This window comes from Ideonella aquatica, from assembly GCF_018069755.1.
GTDB lineage: Bacteria > Pseudomonadota > Gammaproteobacteria > Burkholderiales > Burkholderiaceae_C > Ideonella > Ideonella aquatica.
The window spans coordinates 86920-105151 of sequence record NZ_JAGQDE010000001.1 but is presented as its reverse complement, the minus strand read 5'-3'; the positions used below and the strand labels follow the sequence as shown (position 1 = coordinate 105151).

Sequence of the window (18232 nt, the reverse complement as noted above, 5' to 3'; positions counted from 1 at the left end):
ATGGATTTCGATTTCACCGACGACCAGAACGCGCTGCGCGAGGCCGTGGCCCGCTGGGTCGACAAGGGCTTCAGCTTTGAGCGCCGCCACGCGCTGGCCAAGGCCGGCGGCGCAGCGCGCGCGGTCTACACCGAACTGGCCGAGCTGGGCCTGACCGGCCTGGCCGTGCCCGAGTCCATGGGCGGCATGGGCTTCGGCCCGGTCGAGGCGATGGTGGTGATGGAAGAGCTGGGCCGCGGCCTGGTCAACGCGCCGCTGGTGCATGGCGCGTTGGTGGCGCCGGCCCTGCTGGCCGCCGCCCCCGAGGCGCTGCAGGCCGATTGGCTGCCGCGCATCGCCGACGGCTCGGCGCTGGTGGTGCTGGCGCACCAGGAGCGCGCCGCGCGTTACCAGCTGCGGCGCGTGGACACGCGTGCCACCCGCCAGGGCGAGGCCTGGGTGCTCAGCGGCGCCAAGAGCGTGGTACCGGCCGGCGACGAGGCCGACGCCTTCATCGTGCCGGCGCGCCTGGGCGGGGCGGCGGCTGACGAATCCGGCATCGGCCTGTTCCTGGTCGAGCGCGACGCTGGCGGCCTGGCGGTGCGCGGCTACCCCACGCAGGATGGCGCCCGCGCTGCCGAGCTGACGCTGGCCAGCACGCCCGCCGCGCTGATCACCGACGACGGCTTCGGCGTGCTGAGCCGCGCGGTGGACATCGGCATCGCCGCGGTCTGCGCCGAGGGCGTGGGCCTGATGGAGCGCCTGACCGCGCTGACGGTGGAGTACATGAACACGCGCAAGCAGTTCGGCGTCACGCTGGCCAGCTTCCAGGCGCTGCGCCACCGCATCGCTGACGTGAAGATGCAGCTGGAGCTGGCGCGCTCGATGAGCTACTTCGCCAGCCTCAAGCTGGGCGAGCCCGACGCCGCGCGCCGCCGCGCGATCAGCCAGGCCAAGGTGCAGATCGGCCAGTCCGCGCGCTACATCGGCCAGCAATGCGTGCAGCTGCACGGCGGCATCGGCGTGACCGACGAGTACGTGGGCAGCCACTACTTCAAGCGCCTGACCATGCTGGAGATGCAGTACGGCGACACGCTGCACCACCTGGGTGAAGTCTCGTCAAGAATGCAGGACAGCGCAGGCGTCTTTGCATGAGCGTGACCGGGTAAAGGCGCCGATTCGCATTAGCATCGGCGCATGCCCGATCGGCACGCGCCCTCTTCCGCCACCCCGTCCTCCCGCACGAGGCCGGGATGAAGCTCGCCCAGATCCTGTTCAGCCAGGGCTTCGGCACCCGGCGCGCCTGTGAAGGTCTGGTCTGGGCCGGCCTGGTGCGCCACCAGGGCCGTGTCCTGGACGACCCCGCCGAGGACCTGCCCACCGACGGCCTGGTGCTGGAGGTCGAAGGCAAGCCCTGGCCCTACCACGCCAAGGCGCTGGTGCTGCTGCACAAGCCGGCCGGCTACGAGTGCTCGCAGAAGCCACGCCACCACCCCAGCGTGATGACGCTGCTGCCGGCACCGCTGCGCAGCCGCGGCGTGCAGCCGATAGGCCGGCTCGATGAGGACACCACCGGCCTGCTGCTGCTGACCGACGATGGTGCGCTGATCCACCGCCTCACCTCGCCCAAGCACCATGTGCCCAAGGTCTACGAGGTGGCCTGCAAGCACTCGGTCGACGACAGCATGCTGGCACGCCTGCTGGCCGGCGTGGTGCTGGACGACGACCCGGCGCCGGTGCGTGCTGCCGCCTGCCAGGCCAGCGGCACGCACGCGCTGCGCCTGACGCTGACCGAAGGCAAGTACCACCAGGTCAAGCGCATGGTGGCCGCGGTGGGCAACCGCGTGGAGGGCCTGCACCGCAGCCGCTTCGGCGGCCTGGCGCTGCCGGTCGATTTGCCCCCGGGCGGCTGGACCTGGACCGACGCCGCCACGGTGCTGGCGCTGCCGCCGGAGGGCTGAATGTTCCAGCCGCCCCGCTTCCAGCCCTCGCTGAGCGCGGCCTCGACCACGGTGGACGCGGCCGAGATCGACCGCCTGATCGAGGCCGACCGCATCGAGACCCTGTACGCCAACACCCCGCAGGCCCTGGCCGGCGGCGTGCTGTTCGCGGTGCTCCTGGCCTGGGCCTTTCACCCGGGCGCCGGCCCCTGGCTGGCCGGTGGCTGGTTGCTGGCCAAGACGCTGATCATCGGGCTGCGTGCGCTGGATGCCTGGTTGTTCACGCGCTCAACCGATCGCCGCGCGAAACCGCGCCATTGGCACCACCGCCACCTGGCCGGTGTGGTGATCGACGGCCTGACCTGGGGTCTGGCCTGGCCGCTGTTCGTGCCCTCGCCCAATCTGCTGCTCGACGGCTCGCTGCTGGCCGGTCTGGTCGGCGTGGCGGCCATCGGCGTGTTCACGCTGACCAGCCATGCCAGCCACGTGGTGCTCTTCCTCAGCGGCGTGCTGCTGCCCATCGTGGCCCACGAGCTGTGGCAGGACCGGGGCGACGTGACCTGGCTGATGGCCGGTGGCATCACCATCTACTTCGCCGTGCTGCTGGGTGAATCGCGACGCGCCTACCTGCACAAGACCGAGTTGCTGCGCCTGCGCTTCGAGAACGCGGCGATCGCCGACGAGCGCGAGACCGCGCTGCGCCGCGTGGAAGAGGCCAGCCGCGCCAAGAGCCGCTTTCTGGCCACCGTCAGCCACGAGCTGCGCACCCCCCTCAACGGCATCATGGGCATGACCGAGCTGCTGGTCGATGCGGAGCCGCAGCCCCAGGCACGCGAGCGGCTGATGGTGGTGCAGCAATCGGCCGGGCACCTGCTGACGCTGATCGAGGACCTGCTGGACGTCTCGCGCATCGAGTTCGGCCGCTTCGAGCTGCACCCCGAGCCCGCCGAGCCGGCGCAGCTGGTGCGCGAGGTCACCGGCTTGCTGCAACCCATTGCCGCGGCGCGAGGCCTGAGGCTGCAATGCAGCATCGAGCCCGGGGTGTCGTCACGGGTGATGCTGGACGCGCCGCGCGTGCGGCAGGTGCTGCACAACCTGATCGGCAATGCGCTGAAGTTCACCGAGCAGGGCGAGGTGCGCCTGACGCTGGCCCAGCGCGGCGAGCAGCTGCAGTTCATCGTCACCGACAGTGGCCGCGGCATCGCCCCGGCGCTGCTGGAACGCATCTTCGAGCCCTTCGAGCGGGGCGACGATGGCCGTGGCGCCGCCGGCACCGGCCTGGGCCTGACCATCTCGCGCCAGCTGGCACGCGCCATGGGCGGCAATCTGGTGGCCAGCAGCCGCCCCGGACAGGGGGCGCAGTTCCACTTCACGCTGGATGCGCCCGCGGCGCAAGGCGCGGAACCCGAGGATGCCACCGACCCGCAAGCGCCCAGCCTGCTGAACGGCGAGGTGCTGCTGGTCGAGGACAACGAGGTCAACGCCCTGGTGGCCCGCAGCATGCTGGAAAGCCTGGGCCTGACGGTGCGCGAGGCGCGCGATGGCGTCCAGGCCCTGCAGGCGCTGCAGCAGCAGCGGCCGCAGGTGGTGTTGATGGACTGCCAGATGCCGGTGCTGGATGGCTGGGAGGCCACGCGGCGCTGGCGCCAGATCGAGCAGGCCAACCGCCTGCTGCGCGTGCCGGTGGTGGCGCTGACCGCCAACGCGGTGGCCGGCGACCGCGAAGTCTGCCTGGCCGCCGGCATGGACGACTACCTGGCCAAGCCCTTCACCCGAGAGCGCCTGGCGCTGGTCGTGGCGCGCCACCTGCGGCGGGGATAATCCGCGCCCATGCGAGTCCACCGCGGCCATATTCCTGATCCTTCCGGCGCCGGCTGCGCGCTGACCATCGGCAACTTCGACGGCGTGCACCGCGGCCACCAGGCGATGCTGGCGCTGCTCAACAACGAAGCCCGCCACCGCGGCCTGCGCAGCGTGGTGATGAGCTTCGAGCCGCACCCGCGCGACTGGTTTGCTGCCCGCGCCGGCCAGCCCGAGCTGGCGCCGCGGCGCATCGCCACGCTGCGTGACAAGCTGCAGGAGCTGGAGCGCTGCGGCGTCGACGAGGTGGTGCTGCTGCGCTTTGATGAGGCGCTGGCCAGCATGCCGCCGCTGGCCTTCATCGAGGACGTGCTGGTGCGCCGCCTGAACACCCGCTACGTGCTGGTGGGCGATGACTTTCGCTTCGGTGCCAAACGCGCCGGCGACTATGCCCTGCTCGATGCCGAAGGCAGCCGCCTGGGCTTTGATGTGGCGCGCATGATGAGCTACGAGGTGCATGGCCTGCGCGTGTCCAGCTCGGCCGTGCGCGAGGCCCTGGCCGCCGGCGACATGACCCGCGCCGCCCGGCTGCTGGGCCGGCCCTACGCGATCACCGGCCATGTGGTGCATGGCCGCAAGCTGGGCCGCGACCTGGGCTTTCGCACGCTGAACCTGCGCTTCCCCTCAAGGCTGCCGGCGGCGCAGGGCATCTTCGTCGTGCAGGTGCATGGCCTGGCCGACAAGCCGCTGCCCGGCGTGGCCAGCCTGGGCGTGCGGCCCACGGTGGAGGACGCCGGTCGGGTGCTGCTGGAAGTGCACTGCCTGGAGTGGCCGGCCGGCGTGGCCATCGACGGCGGCTATGCCCGCATCCTGCAGGTCGACCTGCTGCACAAGCTGCACGACGAGCTGCGCTACCCCTCGCTTGAAGCGCTGCAGGCCGGCATCGCCAAGGACGTGGCCGACGCGCGCGACTGGTTCGCCCGCGCCAGCGGCCCCGGGCGGTAGAATCGGCCCACCATGGGCCCGAAGCTCGCCTCCCGCCACCTGCCGTGCGTGCATGCCTGCACGCGCCGCCAGACCACGCGCGACCGAATTCGCCGCGGCTGATGCCCTGCGCGTGGCCCGCGGCCGCGCCCTGCCCCGCCGGCGGCCGCCGGTGCCCTCCCCCGTTTCCGCCCAGCGCGCGCCCGCCGCGTGCCGCCCCCCGCCATGAACGACAAGACCTCTCCCAAGCGTGACGCCGACGGCGGCGCCTACCGCGCCACGCTGAACATGCCCGACACCCCGTTCCCGATGCGCGGCGACCTGCCCAAGCGCGAGCCGGGCTGGGTGGCCGACTGGAACCAGAACGGCCTGTACCAGCGCCTGCGCGAGGCCCGCCAGGGTGCGCCGCTGTTCGTGCTGCACGACGGCCCGCCCTATGCCAACGGCCAGCTGCACATCGGCCATGCGCTGAACAAGGTGCTCAAGGACATGATCGTCAAGTCGCGCCAGCTGGCCGGCTTCGATGCCCAGTACATCCCCGGCTGGGACTGCCACGGGCTGCCGATCGAGAACGCGATCGAGAAGCTGCACGGCCGCAAGCTCACGCGTGACGACATGCAGGCCCGAAGCCGCGCCTACGCCACCGAGCAGATCGAGCAGCAGCGCGCCGACTTCAAGCGCCTGGGCGTGCTGGGCGACTGGGAGCGGCCCTACCGCACGATGGACCCGGCCAACGAGGCCGGCCAGATCCGCGCCTTCAAGCGCGTGATCGAGCGCGGCTTCGTCTACCGCGGTCTCAAGCCGGTCTACTGGTGCTTCGACTGCGGCAGCTCGCTGGCTGAGTTCGAGATCGAGTACGCCGACAAGCAGAGCGACACGCTGGACGTGGCCTTCGAGGCCGACGACCCGGCGGCGCTGGCGCGCGCCTTCGGCTTGGCCGCGCTGCCCGGCGACGGTGGCAAGAAGGCCTTCGTGCTGATCTGGACCACCACCGCCTGGACCATCCCCGCCAACCAGGCGCTCAACGCCCACCCCGAGCTGAGCTACGCGCTGGTCGACACGCCGCGTGGCGTGCTGCTGCTGGCCGAGTCGCTGGTCGAGGCCTGCCTGCAGCGCTACGGCCTGGAGGGCACGGTCATCGCCACTGCGAAGGGCGAAGCGCTCCAGGGCCTGGTGTTCCGCCACCCGCTGCACGACACCGTCACGGCCGATCAGGGCGGCAAGTACAGCTACCGGCGCCTCAGCCCGCTGTACCTGGCCGACTACGTCACCGCCAGCGACGGCACCGGCATCGTCCACTCGGCCCCGGCCTATGGCGTGGACGACTTCAACAGCTGCGTGGCCCACGGCCTGGCCTACGACGACATCCTCAACCCGGTGCAAGGCCATGGCGTCTATGTGGACAAGCTGCCCTTCTTCGGCGGCGAGCACATCTGGAAGGCCGTGCCGCGCATCCTGGAGGTGCTGGCGCAAAGCGATCGCCTGTTCGCCACGCAGCGCATCACCCACAGCTACCCGCACTGCTGGCGCCACAAGACGCCGGTGATCTACCGCGCCGCGGCGCAGTGGTTCGTCCGCATGGACGAGGGCGAGGGCGTGTTCACCAAGGACAAGGCACCGCGCACGCTGCGCCAGCTGGCGCTGGACGCGATCGACCACACGGCCTTCTACCCCGAGAACGGTCAGGCCCGCCTGCGCGACATGATCGCCAACCGGCCCGACTGGTGCATCTCGCGCCAGCGCAGCTGGGGCGTGCCGCTGCCCTTCTTCCTGCACCAGGCCACCGGCGAGCTGCACCCGCGCACCATGGAGATCCTGGACCAGGCCGCCGACATCGTCGAGCGCGGCGGCATCGAGGCCTGGAGCCGCACCACCGCTGAGCAGGTGCTGGGCGCCGAGGACGCGCAGCACTACGTCAAGAGCACCGACATCCTGGAGGTGTGGTTCGATTCAGGATCCACCTTCTGGCACGTGCTGCGTGGCAGCCATGCGCACGCCTACCCGAACGGCGCCTTCCATGCCCAGGGCCCCGAGGCCGACCTCTACCTGGAAGGCCACGACCAGCACCGCGGCTGGTTCCACAGCTCGCTGCTGCTGGGCTGCGCCATCTACGACCGCGCGCCCTACAAGGGCCTGCTCACGCACGGCTTTGCCACCGACGGCCAGGGCCGCAAGATGAGCAAGAGCCTGGGCAACACCGTGGTGCCGCAGCAGGTGACCGACAAGCTCGGCGCCGAGATCCTGCGCCTGTGGGTGGCCAGCACCGATTACTCGGGCGACCTCAACATCGACGACAAGATCCTCGCCCGCGTGGTGGACGGCTACCGCCGCATCCGCAACACGCTGCGCTTCCTGCTGGCCAACACCTCGGATTTCGACCCCGCGGTGGACGCCGTGCCGCCCGCTCAGTTGCTGGAGATCGACCGCTGGGCGCTGGACCGCGCGGCCGAGCTGCAGGCCGAGATCCTGCGCCACTTCGACGTCTACGAGTTTCACCCGGTGGTGGCCAAGCTGCAGGTCTTCTGCTCCGAGGACCTGGGCGCCTTCTACCTGGACGTGCTGAAGGATCGCCTCTACACCACCGCGCCCAAGAGCCTGGCGCGGCGCAGCGCGCAGACCGCGCTGTGGCAGATCAGCCAGGCGATGCTGCGCTGGATGGCGCCGTTCCTGAGCTTCACCGCCGAGGAGGCCTGGCCGGTGCTGGCCGGTGCGGCCAACCAGGGCTCGATCTTCTTCGAGACCTTCTGGAAGTTCACCACGCCGGACGAGGCGCTGCTGGCCAAGTGGTCGCGCATCCGCGCGATCCGCGACACGGCCAACAAGGAGATCGAGGCGCTGCGCGCTGCCGGCCAGGTGGGTGCGTCGCTGCAGGCCACGCTGCAGATCACGGCAGGCGCCGATGACGCGGCGCTGCTGCGCTCGCTGGGTGAGGATCTGCGGTTCGTCACCATCACCTCGGCCGTCACGGTCGTGGATGGCGCCGAGCTGGCGATCACCGTGACGCCGTCCTCCGCGGTCAAGTGCGAGCGCTGCTGGCACTACCGCGAGGATGTGGGCGCCGATGCCGCGCACCCCACCCTCTGCGGCCGCTGCGTCAGCAACCTGCACGGCGCGGGCGAAGCCCGCTCGGCGGCCTGATGGCCCGGCGCGCCAAGGGGGGCGGTGCCGGCCTGATCGGCTGGCTGGGCCTGGCCGGCGTGGTGCTGCTGCTCGACCAGTTCACCAAGGTGCTGATCGTCGGCAACTTCGCGCTGGGCGAGGTGCATACCGTCACGTCCTTCTTCGACGTGGTGCGGGCGCACAACCCCGGCGCGGCCTTCAGCTTCCTGTCCGACGCGTCAGGCTGGCAGCGCTGGTTCTTCACCGGCCTGGGCACGGTGGCGGCGGTGGTGATCGTGGTGCTGCTGCGCCAGCATGCCGGGCAGACGCTGTTCTGCCTGGCGGTCAGCCTGATCCTGGGCGGCGCGGTGGGCAATGTGATCGACCGCCTGTGGCACGGCCATGTGATCGACTTCCTGCAGTTCCACTGGGACTGGCTGGCGCCGATGTTCCACCAGGGCTACTTCCCGGCCTTCAACGTGGCCGACAGCGCGATCACGCTGGGCGCCGTGCTGCTGGTGCTGGACGAGCTACGGCGCGTGCGGCGCGGCTGACGACGTCGCCGGCCGCGCCCAGCGCAGCCGCACCCGGGTGCCGGTGGGCGAGGCGGGCTCGATGTCGAGCTGCGCGCCCAGCGCCTGGGCGCGGCTGCGCATGTTGCGCACCCCCAGGCCGCCTTCGGCGCGGCCGGGACCGATGCCGTCGTCCACCACGCTCAGCACCACCGCGCCGAGCAGGTCGGTCTCGGCACGGATCGTCACGCTGTGCGCCTGTGCGTGGCGGATGACGTTGGTCACCGCCTCCAGCACGATGCGCTGCACGTGCAGCACGCTCTGCGGCGACAGGCCATCGGTCTCGGGCAGGTCGCCCATCTCCCAGGCCAGGCTGAGGCCGGCGGCCTTCAGGCGCGGCTCCAGGCGATGGCGCAGCATCGCCAGCACGGTGGTGAGGTCGCCCTCGGCGCCCTGCAGCGAATCCACCGCCACGCGCATGTCGTCCAACGCGGTGCGGGCCAGTTGCTCCACCTCGCCGCGGTCGACCTGCGGCCGCTGCACCAGGTGCATCAGGCCCACCAGGTGGGCGCCCACGCCGTCGTGCAGCTCGCGCATGATGCGCTGGCGCTCCTCGGCCACGGCGCGCTGGCGCTGCTGCACCTCGAGTGCGTCGAAGGCGCTGCGCAGTTCGGCCTCGCGCTGGCGCACGCGCGCGGCCAGCTCGTCGCTGGAGGCGCGCAGCGCGGCCACACTGCGGCTGAAGCGGTCGGCCACCAGGCCGGCCATGATCAGCGCGAAGCAGAACACCACATGGGTCATCCAGGTCAGGCGCAGGCCGGTGGAGTGCACGCTGCGCACCCACAGCAGGTCGTGCACGCCCGCCACCACCGCCAGCACGCCGGCCGCGGCCAGCACCAGCGCGATCGTGCGGCGACTGGTCCAGGCCTCCTGCGCGACGATGATCACCGTCACCACGCCCAACGGCACCAGCGCCGCCAGGCCCAGCGTCCACAGCAGCGGCTCGGCCCAGGCGAACGAGGCCGCGGCCAGCAGCGCCGCGCTGCCCAGCACGCCCCACACGCCCCAGGTCATCGCCCGCGTCAGCCGGCCCAGCGCCATCAGCGTGAACTGGCAGATCAGCGCCAGGTGCGCCGCATAGCTGGCGGCCACCAGTGCGCCCCACACAGGCCAGGGCAGCCAGGGCTCGGGCTGGATCTGGTCGATGTTGCGCACCATGCCCAGCCAGGCCGACAGCGCGAACACGCCGTACAGCGCGTCGCGCTGGCGCCACCACAGCAGCGTGGCCAGACCGCCCATGATGGCCAGGCTGGCAGCGAACACCGTGGACGAGGTCTGCCGCCAGTCCTGCAAGCGGTCGAACATCGGCCGCACCGCGGCCTCGGGGCCGTAGTGCATGACCGACAGGCCACCCCAGCGCTGGCGCTGGATGCTCACCTCGATCATCAGCTCGTTGGGTCCGTCGGCCTTCAGCAGCGCGGCCGGCAGTTGCAGCAGTTGCGGGGCCTTCGACGCGTCGTAGGTCGGATCGTCCAGCACCCCCAGGCGACGCAGCGTCACCCCGTTGAGACGAATCTCCGCCTGGTTGCCCAGGCGCGAGAACAGCAGCGCCATGTCGTCGCGGGTGCGCGGCGGCAGCACCACGCGGTAGAGCGCCCGCCCGCCCAGGCCGGGAAAGTCCAGGTCCCACCGTCGGCCCAGATCCCGCTCGCCCTCGATCGCCGGCACACCCTCGGGTTGCAGTCGGGCCCAGGCATGGTCGATCTCACGCACGCCCTCAGCGGCGCAGGGCACCAACGGTCCCATGAGCGCCAGTGCCAGACCGAGGCGCAGGAACAGCTGGAGGATCAGTTGTCGGAACATCAGGGCGTCAGCAATCGGCCCACAGCTGGGCCGACGCATGGTACCGGGATTAGACTGGGGCCATGCTGATCGACGCACTGGTCTCCGCCCGCGACCTGGGTCGCCTGGTGGACATCGTGGGCGTGCTGACACGCCACGGCCTGGGCGATCTGGTCCAGCGCATGGGCTGGACCGAGGCGCTGGAAAAGGCCGGCCACCACATGCGCCTGGAGCGCACCGCCGAGCTGGCCCGCCTACCGCGCCCGGTGCAGCTGCGCATGGCGCTGGAGGAGCTGGGCCCCACCTTCGTCAAGCTGGGCCAGATCCTGGCCGGCCGGGCCGACCTGCTGGGGCCCGAGTACATCGCCGAGCTGGAGCACCTGCACAGCCGGGTTCCCGCGCTGCCGCTGGAGGCCCTGCGCGAGCAGCTGCGCGAGGACCTGGGCGGCGAGCCCGAAGCGGTGTTCGCCCACTTTGACCCCGAGCCGCTGGCGGCGGCCTCGATCGCCCAGGTGCACCGAGCGCGCCTGCACGATGGCACCGAGGTGGTGGTCAAGGTGCGCCGCCCCGGCATCGGCGAGGTGATCGATGCCGACCTGCGGCTGCTGGAGCGCCTGGCCGCGATCGCCGAGCACCGCCTGCCCGCGCTGGCGCCCTACCGCCCGCGCGGCCTGGTGCACGAATTCGGCCGCTCGCTGCGGCGCGAGCTGGACCTGGCCGCCGAGTGCCGCAACGCCGAACGCATCGCGGGCAATCTCAAGCCGCTGAACTTCGTGGCCATCCCGCCGGTGGTGTGGGACTTCACCAAGGAGCGCATCAACGTCCAGCACTACGTGGGCGGCGTGCCGGGCCAGGCGCTGGACCGGCTGGACGCCGAGGGCTTCGACCGCCAGCTGCTGGCGCGCCGCGGCGCCCAGGCGGTGATGAAGATGATCGTCGAGGACGGCTTCTTCCATGCCGACCCGCACCCCGGCAACGTCTTCTACCTGCCGGGCAACCGCATCGCCTTCATCGACTTCGGCATGGTCGGCCGGCTGAGCCAGCGTCGGCGCGAGGAACTGCTGCAGCTGCTGCTGGGCCTGGTGCAGCGCCAGCCGCGCCAGGTGGCCGACGTGCTGCTGGACTGGGCCGAGGCCCAGGGCGGCGGCCTGGCCGGCGCCCACCTGGGCCAGCTGGAGGCCGAGATCGAGGGCTTCGTCGACCAGTACCACGGCACCCCGCTGGCCCAGCTGAACCTGGGCCAGATGCTGGCCGACACCACCGCCATCCTGCGCGAACACCACCTGGCCCTGCCCTCGGACCTGGCGCTGTTGATCAAGGCCTTCATCTCGCTGGAGGGCATGGGCCGCGCGCTGGATCCCGCCTTCCACATGGCCACCGAGGCGCTGCCGCTGCTGCGCCAGGTGGTGCGCGCGCGCTACCAGCCGCGCGCGTTGGCGCTGCGCGGCTGGAGCTCGCTGCAGCGGGTGCTGCAGATGGCCGAACAGCTGCCGCACGACATCTCGCACCTGCTGCGCAGCGCCCGCCGCGGCCAGCTCAATGTGGCGATCGACGTGGTCCACCTGCAGCACGTGGGCGACCAGCTCGACCGCGCCGCCAGCCGGCTGTCAGTGTCGCTGGTGATCGCCGCACTGATCATCGGCTCGTCGATCGTGATGACGGTGGGCGGCGGGCCCCAGCTCTTCGGCCTGCCCGCCTTCGGCCTGCTGGGTTTCGTCAGCGCCACGGTGGGCGGCATCTGGCTGGTGCGCAGCACGCTGCGCGCCCGCCGTCACGACTGAGGTACTGATGCCCATCGACCTGCCCAAGGACGTCCGCGCCCAGGCCATCGCCTCGATCGAGCGCTACTTCCGCGAACACATGGACGAGCCGATCGGCAACATCGCCGCCGCCGGTCTGCTGGGCTTCTTCCTGGAAGAGATCGCCCCGGTGGTCTACAACCAGGCGGTCAGCGATGTGCAGGAGCGCCTGCAGGCGCGCGTGGCCGAGGTGGACCTGGAGGTACACGAGGACGCATTCGGGTACTGGAAGAAGTACGAGAAGGTGGGCAAGGGGCGGAGGTAGCGAGCCGGAGCAACTGCAGCGGCGATGTCCTTAGCGCTCGACAGCTATCTGCCCACAGCGGCCGTAGGCCGCTGTGGGCAGAGCCCTTTTCCGTTGAGCTCCCCCCAGCCCCCCTCCAAGAAGGGGGCTCCAGCATGAGCTTCGGGCCGGCCTGCCGGCCGGCGTAGCGCTGGCCCGCTGGGCGCACCACCCTTTGTAGTTGTGACTGGAGCCACCCTCTTGGAGGGGGGCTGGGGGGAGCTCCATGTGCGGGCCTCGGCCCGGAGCAGCCTACGGCTGCTCCGGGCAGGAAGCCGTCAGTGACTGTCAGCGCAAGCGCGCAATCGCAACGAACGCCGCCGTCAGCAGCGCCCCATGACTAACCGCCGCAGCAATGGCCAGCACGATCGCCGGCTTCAGGTCCTGCGGTCGTTCGGCCCGCGCGATCACCAGCAGCGCACTGGGCAATGACAAGGCCAGCGAGCCCAGCGCCCACCACGCCGTCATCGGCAGCACATCCGCCCACCACCAGGCCATCAGCCAGCCGTGCGCCAGCAGCACGCTGCCCAGGTGGGCCCAGGCCGCCGGCCCAGCGCCCCAGCGCACGACCAGGGTGCGCTTGCCCACGGCTGCGTCGGCCACAGCGTCAGGGTATTGCGCCACCCACAGCACATTCATCACCAGCAGCGCCAGGCTGACGCCGCTGACCATGGCGATGGCGCTGAAGGCGTGGCGCTGTACGTAGTCGGCGCCCACCACGATCAGCCACCAGCCGGCGGCCACCGACAACTCGCCCAGGCCGCGCGACATCAGCGCCACGCGCGGGCTGGAGTAGGCCCAGCCCAGCAGCGCACCCGCCAGCCCCACCAGCAGCAGACCGGGGCCGGCGCGCGCCGTCAGCAGCAGCCCGCCGCCGATGACAATGATGGCCAGGTTGATCGCCGCCGCCCGGACCTGCGCGGCGCTGAACACACCGTCCTGGATGAAGCGCGAGCCGCCGGTGAAGGGACCGATGCGGCCGGTGTTGACGGCGTCGGAGCCGCCCACCGCGTCGCCGTAGTCGTTCCACAGGTTGACTGCCGCGTGGGTGAGCAGCGCCAGCAGCACGGTGGCCACCGCGCCCAGCGGGTCCCAGCCGCAGCCGCAGGCCTGGGCCTGGGCGATGCCGGTGGTCGCGGCCACCAGCGTGACGCTGAGAAAGCCGGGCCGGCTGGCCGCGACCCAGCAACCGATCAGGGACAGGCGATTGGATACAGCCATGGGTACCGAGCATACGGCCTTCCCCCGCTGAAACGACAAGAGGCCCCGAGGGGCCCCTTGATGCCGGTCAAGCGACGATCAGGCGGTGGCTTGCGGGTTGCGCAGGCGGATGTGCAGCTCGCGCAGCTGCTTCTCGTCGACCAGGCTGGGCGCGCCGGTCAGCAGGCACTGGGCGCGCTGGGTCTTGGGGAAGGCGATGACGTCGCGGATCGACTCGGCCTTGGTCATCAGCGTGACCAGGCGGTCCAGGCCGAAGGCCAGGCCGCCGTGCGGGGGCGCGCCGTACTGCAGCGCATCCAGCAGGAAGCCGAACTTGACCTGGGCGTCCTCGGGCGTGATCTTCAGCGCGTCGAAGACCTTGGACTGCACCTCGGCGCGGTGGATACGGATCGAGCCGCCGCCCAGTTCCCAGCCATTGAGCACCATGTCGTAGGCCTTGGCGATGCAGGCACCGGGGTCGGTGTCCATCAGGTTCTCGTGGCCGTCCTTGGGGCTGGTGAACGGGTGGTGCACCGCGTTCCAGCGGTCCTCTTCCTCGTCGTGCTCGAACATCGGGAAGTCGACCACCCACAGCGGCGCCCACACATCATCGAACAGGCCGTGCGACTTGCCGAACTCGGAGTGGCCGATCTTGATGCGCAGCGCGCCGATCGCGTCGTTGACCACCTTGGCCTTGTCGGCGCCGAAGAAGATCAGGTCGCCGTTGCAGGCGCCGGTGCGCGCCAGGATCTCGGCCAGCGCGGCGTCGTGCAGGTTCTTGACGATCGGCGACTGCAGGCCCTCGCGGCCCTTGGCCACATCATTGACCTTCACCCAGGCCAGGCCCTTGGCGCCGTAGATCTTGACGAACTCGGTGTAGCCGTCGATCTCGCCGCGGCTCATCTCGCCGCCGCCGGGCACGCGCAGCGCCACCACGCGGCCACCCGGGGTGGTGGCGGGGGTGGAGAAGACCTTGAAGTCGACGTCCTTCATCACCTCGGTCAGCTCGGTGAACTGCAGCTTGACGCGCAGGTCGGGCTTGTCCGAGCCGTACTTGAACATCGCGTCGGCGTAGCTCATCACCGGGTAGACCGGCAGCTCCACGCCGATGGCGTTCTTGAACACCGTGCGGATCATGCCCTCGAACATCGCGCGGATCTCCTCCTCGGTGAGGAAGGAGGTCTCGATATCGATCTGCGTGAACTCGGGCTGGCGGTCGGCGCGCAGGTCCTCGTCGCGGAAGCACTTGGTGATCTGGTAGTAGCGGTCGAAGCCGGCCACCATCAGCAGCTGCTTGAACAGCTGCGGGCTCTGCGGCAGCGCGAAGAACTGGCCATCGTGCACGCGGCTGGGCACCAGGTAGTCGCGCGCGCCCTCGGGCGTGGACTTGGTCAGCATCGGGGTCTCGATGTCGACGAAGCCGTTGGCGTCGAGGAACTTGCGCACTTCCATCGCCACGCGGTAGCGCAGCATCAGGTTCTTCTGCATCGCCGGGCGGCGCAGGTCCAGCACGCGGTGCGTCAGGCGCACGGTCTCGCTGAGGTTGTCGTCGTCGAGCTGGAAGGGCGGCGTGACGCTGGCGTTGAGCACTTCCAGCTCATGGCACAGCACCTCGACCTTGCCGGAGACGAGGTTGGCGTTCTCGGTGCCGGCCGGGCGGGCGCGGACCTTGCCGACGACCTTCAGGCAGAACTCGCCACGCACGCCCTCGGCGGTCTTGAACATCTCGGGGCGGTCGGGGTCACAGACGATCTGCACCAGGCCTTCGCGGTCGCGCAGGTCGATGAAGATGACGCCGCCATGGTCGCGGCGGCGATGGGCCCAGCCCATCAGGGTCACGGTCTGGTCCATCAGCGCTTCGCTGACCAGGCCACAGTAGGTGGTACGCATGGGATGCTTCTCCGTACGGAAACTGGTGAGGTGGCGGCGCGATGCGGGCGCCGCGGAGGTGTTGTCGTGCCTCGGGGGTGGAGCGGTCAGCCCTCAGGACTGAATGCCGGGCCAGGCATTCAGCCCGCCCGGTTGGGGTCGGCCTCCTCCGGCCGGGGCAGCGGGGCCTCGGCCGGGGGCGCGACCACGCCCATCGAGATGATGTACTTGAGTGCCTCGTCCACGCTCATCTGCAGTGGCCGCAGCGCGCTGCGCGGCAGCATCAGGAAGAAGCCCGAGGTGGGGTTGGGCGTGGTGGGCACGTAGACGCCGACATGCTCGCCGGGCAGTTGCCCGGCCACCTCGCCGCCCGGCGTGCCGGTGACGAAGGCGATGGTCCAGGCGCCAGCGCGCGGGTACTCGACCAGCACGGCCTCGCGGAAGGCGTTGCCGTTGCTGGAAAACAGCGTGTCCGAGACCTGCTTGACCGAGCTGTAGATCGACTTGACGATGGGGATGCGGTTGAGCAGCGCGTCCCACTGGCGCACCCACCACTGGCCGAAGATGTTGGTGACGAAGACGCCGGTCACGACCAGCAGGAACACCATCGTCACCACGCCCAGGCCGGGGATGCCGCGCAGGCGCTCAAGAGAGTCGTAGGCGCCGTGCGGCAGCAGGGCCTGCGCGACCGACAGGACGGCGGCGAACAGGCCGTCCATCATGCCCAGGACCCACAGCAGCACCCAGACCGTGATGGCCAGGGGCAGCCAGGTGAGCAGGCCGGCGAGCAGGTATTTCTTCACGTCAGGAGGTCTCAGTGGCAGGCGCAGGAGCCACCGCAGGGCGTGCCGCCCGACGGTGTGGCACCACTTTCGGCCGCGGGCGCGGCGGCCGGCGTGGCCGCCGCAGCGGCGGTGGTTGCAGCAGCGCCGCCCCCCTTGAAGTCGGTGGCGTACCAGCCCGAGCCCTTGAGCTGGAAGCCGGCGGCGGTCAGTTGCTTGGAAAACTGCTCGGCACCGCAGGCGGGGCAGACCGTCAGCGGGGCATCGGACAACTTTTGCAGCACGTCCTTGGTATGGCCGCACGCGCCGCAGCGGTAGGCGTAGATCGGCATGACCTGTCCCTCACACAAAACCGTTGATTATAAATTGACCGCCCCGGAGCCGGTTGCCCGGTCCCGGGAGCGCGTCGCCCGAGTGTGCGGAAGTGGGGACGCCGCCGCGCGGCTTCAAGCCCCCGGCGCGTCGGGCAGGCCCTCGACGTGCTGCTTGTGGACGTGGCGGTTGGTCAGCCACTGCGGCGCCAGCGAGCCGAAAATCATGCCCACGAAGGCGGCGATCAGGCCGGCCAGTTGGCCCGGGAAGGCCTCGCCGAAACTGCTGATCTGCGGGAAGAAGACGATCCACACGCCGACGCCACCGCCCAGCGAGAAGATCGCGCCCTGGGTGGTGGCGCGCTTCCAGTACAGCCCCATCACCAGCGGCACGAAGGCACCCACCAGCGTCACCTGGTAGGCGGCCGAGACCAGGTCGTAAATGGGCGTGCCTTTCATCGCGATGGCATAGGCCAGCACCAGCGCGGCAAAGATCACGATGGTCCAGCGCATCGCCAGCAGCTGCTCGCGGTCCTTCATCGGGCCGCGCAGGTTCTTGACGATGTTCTCGACGAAGCTGGTGGAGGGCGCCAGCAGCGTGGCCGAGGAAGTGCTCTTGATGGCCGACAGCAGCGCGCCGAAAAACAGGATCTGCATGATCAGCGGCATCTGGCCCAGCACGAAGGTGGGCAGCAGGCGCTGGTAGTCGTTCTCGGCCAGGTCCAGGGCCTGCTGGCCCAGCACCACCACCGCGCTCATCACGATGAACATGGGCACGAAGGCGAACAGGATGTAGGCGAAGCCGCCGATCATCGCGCCGCGGCGTGCGGTCTGCGCGTCCTTGGCCGACATGACGCGCTGGAACACGTCCTGCTGCGGGATGCTGCCCAGCATCATGGTCAGTGCGGCACCCAGGAACATGGCGATGTCGGTGAAGCTGGGCTCGGGGAAGAACTTCCAGAGGTCCTTGTCGGTGGCCACGGCCAGCACCTTGTCGGCACCGCCGGCCAGGTCGGCCGAGAAGACCGCGATGACGGACAGCCCCACCACCAGCACGATCATCTGGATGAAGTCGGTCCAGGCCACCGCCAGGAAGCCGCCCACCACCACATAGATCAGCACCGCCAGCGTGCCGATGATCATGCCGGCGGTTTCGCTCATCGCACCGTCGGTCAGCACCGAGAAGACCAGGCCCAGCGCGGTGATCTGCGCCGCCACCCAGCCCAGGTAGCTCAGGATGATGGCCAGCGAGCAGAAGACCTCGACGCCCTTGCCGTAGCGCTCGCGGTAGAAGTCGCCGATGGTCAGCAGGTTCAAGCGGTACAGCCTGGCCGCGAAGAAGGCGCCCACCAGGATCAGGCACATGCCGGCACCGAACGGGTCTTCGACGATCGCGCCCAGGCCGCCCTGGACGAAACGGGCCGGAATGCCCATCACCGTCTCGGCCCCGAACCAGGTGGCGAAGGTGGTGGTGATCACCATGATCAGCGGCAGGCTGCGGCCGGCGATCGCGAAGTCGCTGGTGTTCTTGATGCGCGTGCCGGCCCACAGGCCCAGGCCGAGCGTGCCCAGCAGGTAGAGCACGACGAAGATGATCAGCGTGGTGTTCATGGCGTGAACTTCAGGGTCAGGCGGAGGTGGTCGCCCAACGCGACCGGGGGCGATTATCAGGGCAGAGGCGGCTCCGCTCGGATGCCCGTGCGGCCTGCGCGGCTTGCGCAACGCGCCAGACCCGGCTAGGACAAACCCGCTGATGCGGCCGTTTGGAGGCCGACCCTAGGGAAACCGACAAGCTCAGCGCCTTGTCAAGGCCAGCGCGCCGCCCTAAGCTC

General features: G+C 70.3%; 14 protein-coding genes. 8 read left to right on the top strand and 6 right to left on the bottom strand.

Features of this window, described 5'->3' with window-relative positions; translation table 11 throughout:
- From KAK06_RS00520 to lspA, 6 genes are all read left to right on the top strand, one after another.
- Complete coding sequence (locus tag KAK06_RS00520; RefSeq protein ID WP_210799731.1) at positions 1 to 1134, top strand: acyl-CoA dehydrogenase family protein; 1134 nt, start codon at positions 1 to 3, stop codon at positions 1132 to 1134.
- A gap of 98 nt (positions 1135 to 1232) precedes the next feature.
- Positions 1233 to 1940 (top strand): pseudouridine synthase, encoded by a 708-nt coding sequence (locus KAK06_RS00515; RefSeq protein WP_210799730.1) that lies wholly within the window; start codon positions 1233 to 1235, stop codon positions 1938 to 1940.
- Positions 1941 to 3740 (top strand): ATP-binding protein, encoded by a 1800-nt coding sequence (locus KAK06_RS00510; RefSeq protein ID WP_210799729.1) that lies wholly within the window; start codon positions 1941 to 1943, stop codon positions 3738 to 3740.
- 9 nt (positions 3741 to 3749) lie between these two features.
- Positions 3750 to 4724, top strand: coding sequence for a bifunctional riboflavin kinase/FAD synthetase (locus KAK06_RS00505; RefSeq protein WP_210799728.1), 975 nt, complete (start codon positions 3750 to 3752; stop codon positions 4722 to 4724).
- Positions 4725 to 4928: 204 nt separating this feature from the next.
- Positions 4929 to 7841 (top strand): isoleucine--tRNA ligase, encoded by a 2913-nt coding sequence (ileS, locus tag KAK06_RS00500; RefSeq protein ID WP_210799727.1) that lies wholly within the window; start codon positions 4929 to 4931, stop codon positions 7839 to 7841.
- A complete protein-coding gene (gene lspA / locus KAK06_RS00495; RefSeq protein WP_210799726.1) occupies positions 7841 to 8356 on the top strand; it encodes a signal peptidase II in 516 nt (171 codons plus the stop codon). The genes ileS and lspA overlap by 1 nt, the downstream gene beginning before the upstream one ends.
- On the opposite strand, the gene KAK06_RS00490 is transcribed toward lspA, so the two are convergent.
- A complete protein-coding gene (locus tag KAK06_RS00490; RefSeq protein ID WP_210799725.1) occupies positions 8333 to 10177 on the bottom strand; it encodes a sensor histidine kinase in 1845 nt (614 codons plus the stop codon). The two genes, lspA and KAK06_RS00490, sit on opposite strands and share 24 nt — an antisense overlap.
- A gap of 62 nt (positions 10178 to 10239) precedes the next feature.
- Between KAK06_RS00490 and KAK06_RS00485 the strand changes: the two genes are divergently transcribed.
- Together KAK06_RS00485 and KAK06_RS00480 are read left to right on the top strand one after the other, a co-directional pair.
- A complete protein-coding gene (locus tag KAK06_RS00485) occupies positions 10240 to 11937 on the top strand; it encodes an ABC1 kinase family protein (protein WP_210799724.1) in 1698 nt (565 codons plus the stop codon).
- Between the two features lie 7 nt (positions 11938 to 11944).
- The gene (locus KAK06_RS00480) at positions 11945 to 12220 is read left to right on the top strand and encodes a DUF2164 domain-containing protein (protein ID WP_210799723.1); all 276 of its coding nucleotides are present in this window, start codon (positions 11945 to 11947) and stop codon (positions 12218 to 12220) included.
- A 306-nt stretch (positions 12221 to 12526) separates the two neighbouring features.
- Here the strand turns inward: KAK06_RS00480 and KAK06_RS00475 are convergent, their stop codons facing one another.
- The 5 genes from KAK06_RS00475 to KAK06_RS00455 form a co-directional block, all read right to left on the bottom strand.
- Complete coding sequence (locus tag KAK06_RS00475) at positions 12527 to 13459, bottom strand: prenyltransferase (RefSeq protein ID WP_210799722.1); 933 nt, start codon at positions 13457 to 13459, stop codon at positions 12527 to 12529.
- 78 nt (positions 13460 to 13537) lie between these two features.
- Positions 13538 to 15328 (bottom strand): aspartate--tRNA ligase, encoded by a 1791-nt coding sequence (gene aspS, locus KAK06_RS00470; RefSeq protein WP_210799721.1) that lies wholly within the window; start codon positions 15326 to 15328, stop codon positions 13538 to 13540.
- A gap of 119 nt (positions 15329 to 15447) precedes the next feature.
- Positions 15448 to 16110 (bottom strand): DUF502 domain-containing protein, encoded by a 663-nt coding sequence (locus KAK06_RS00465; protein ID WP_210799720.1) that lies wholly within the window; start codon positions 16108 to 16110, stop codon positions 15448 to 15450.
- Positions 16111 to 16121: 11 nt separating this feature from the next.
- The gene (locus KAK06_RS00460) at positions 16122 to 16421 is read right to left on the bottom strand and encodes an FmdB family zinc ribbon protein (RefSeq protein ID WP_210799719.1); all 300 of its coding nucleotides are present in this window, start codon (positions 16419 to 16421) and stop codon (positions 16122 to 16124) included.
- Positions 16422 to 16535: 114 nt separating this feature from the next.
- On the bottom strand, positions 16536 to 18011 hold the full coding sequence (locus tag KAK06_RS00455) for a high affinity choline transporter 1 (protein ID WP_210799718.1): 1476 nt from the start codon (positions 18009 to 18011) through the stop codon (positions 16536 to 16538).
- Positions 18012 to 18232: the final 221 nt, after the last annotated feature.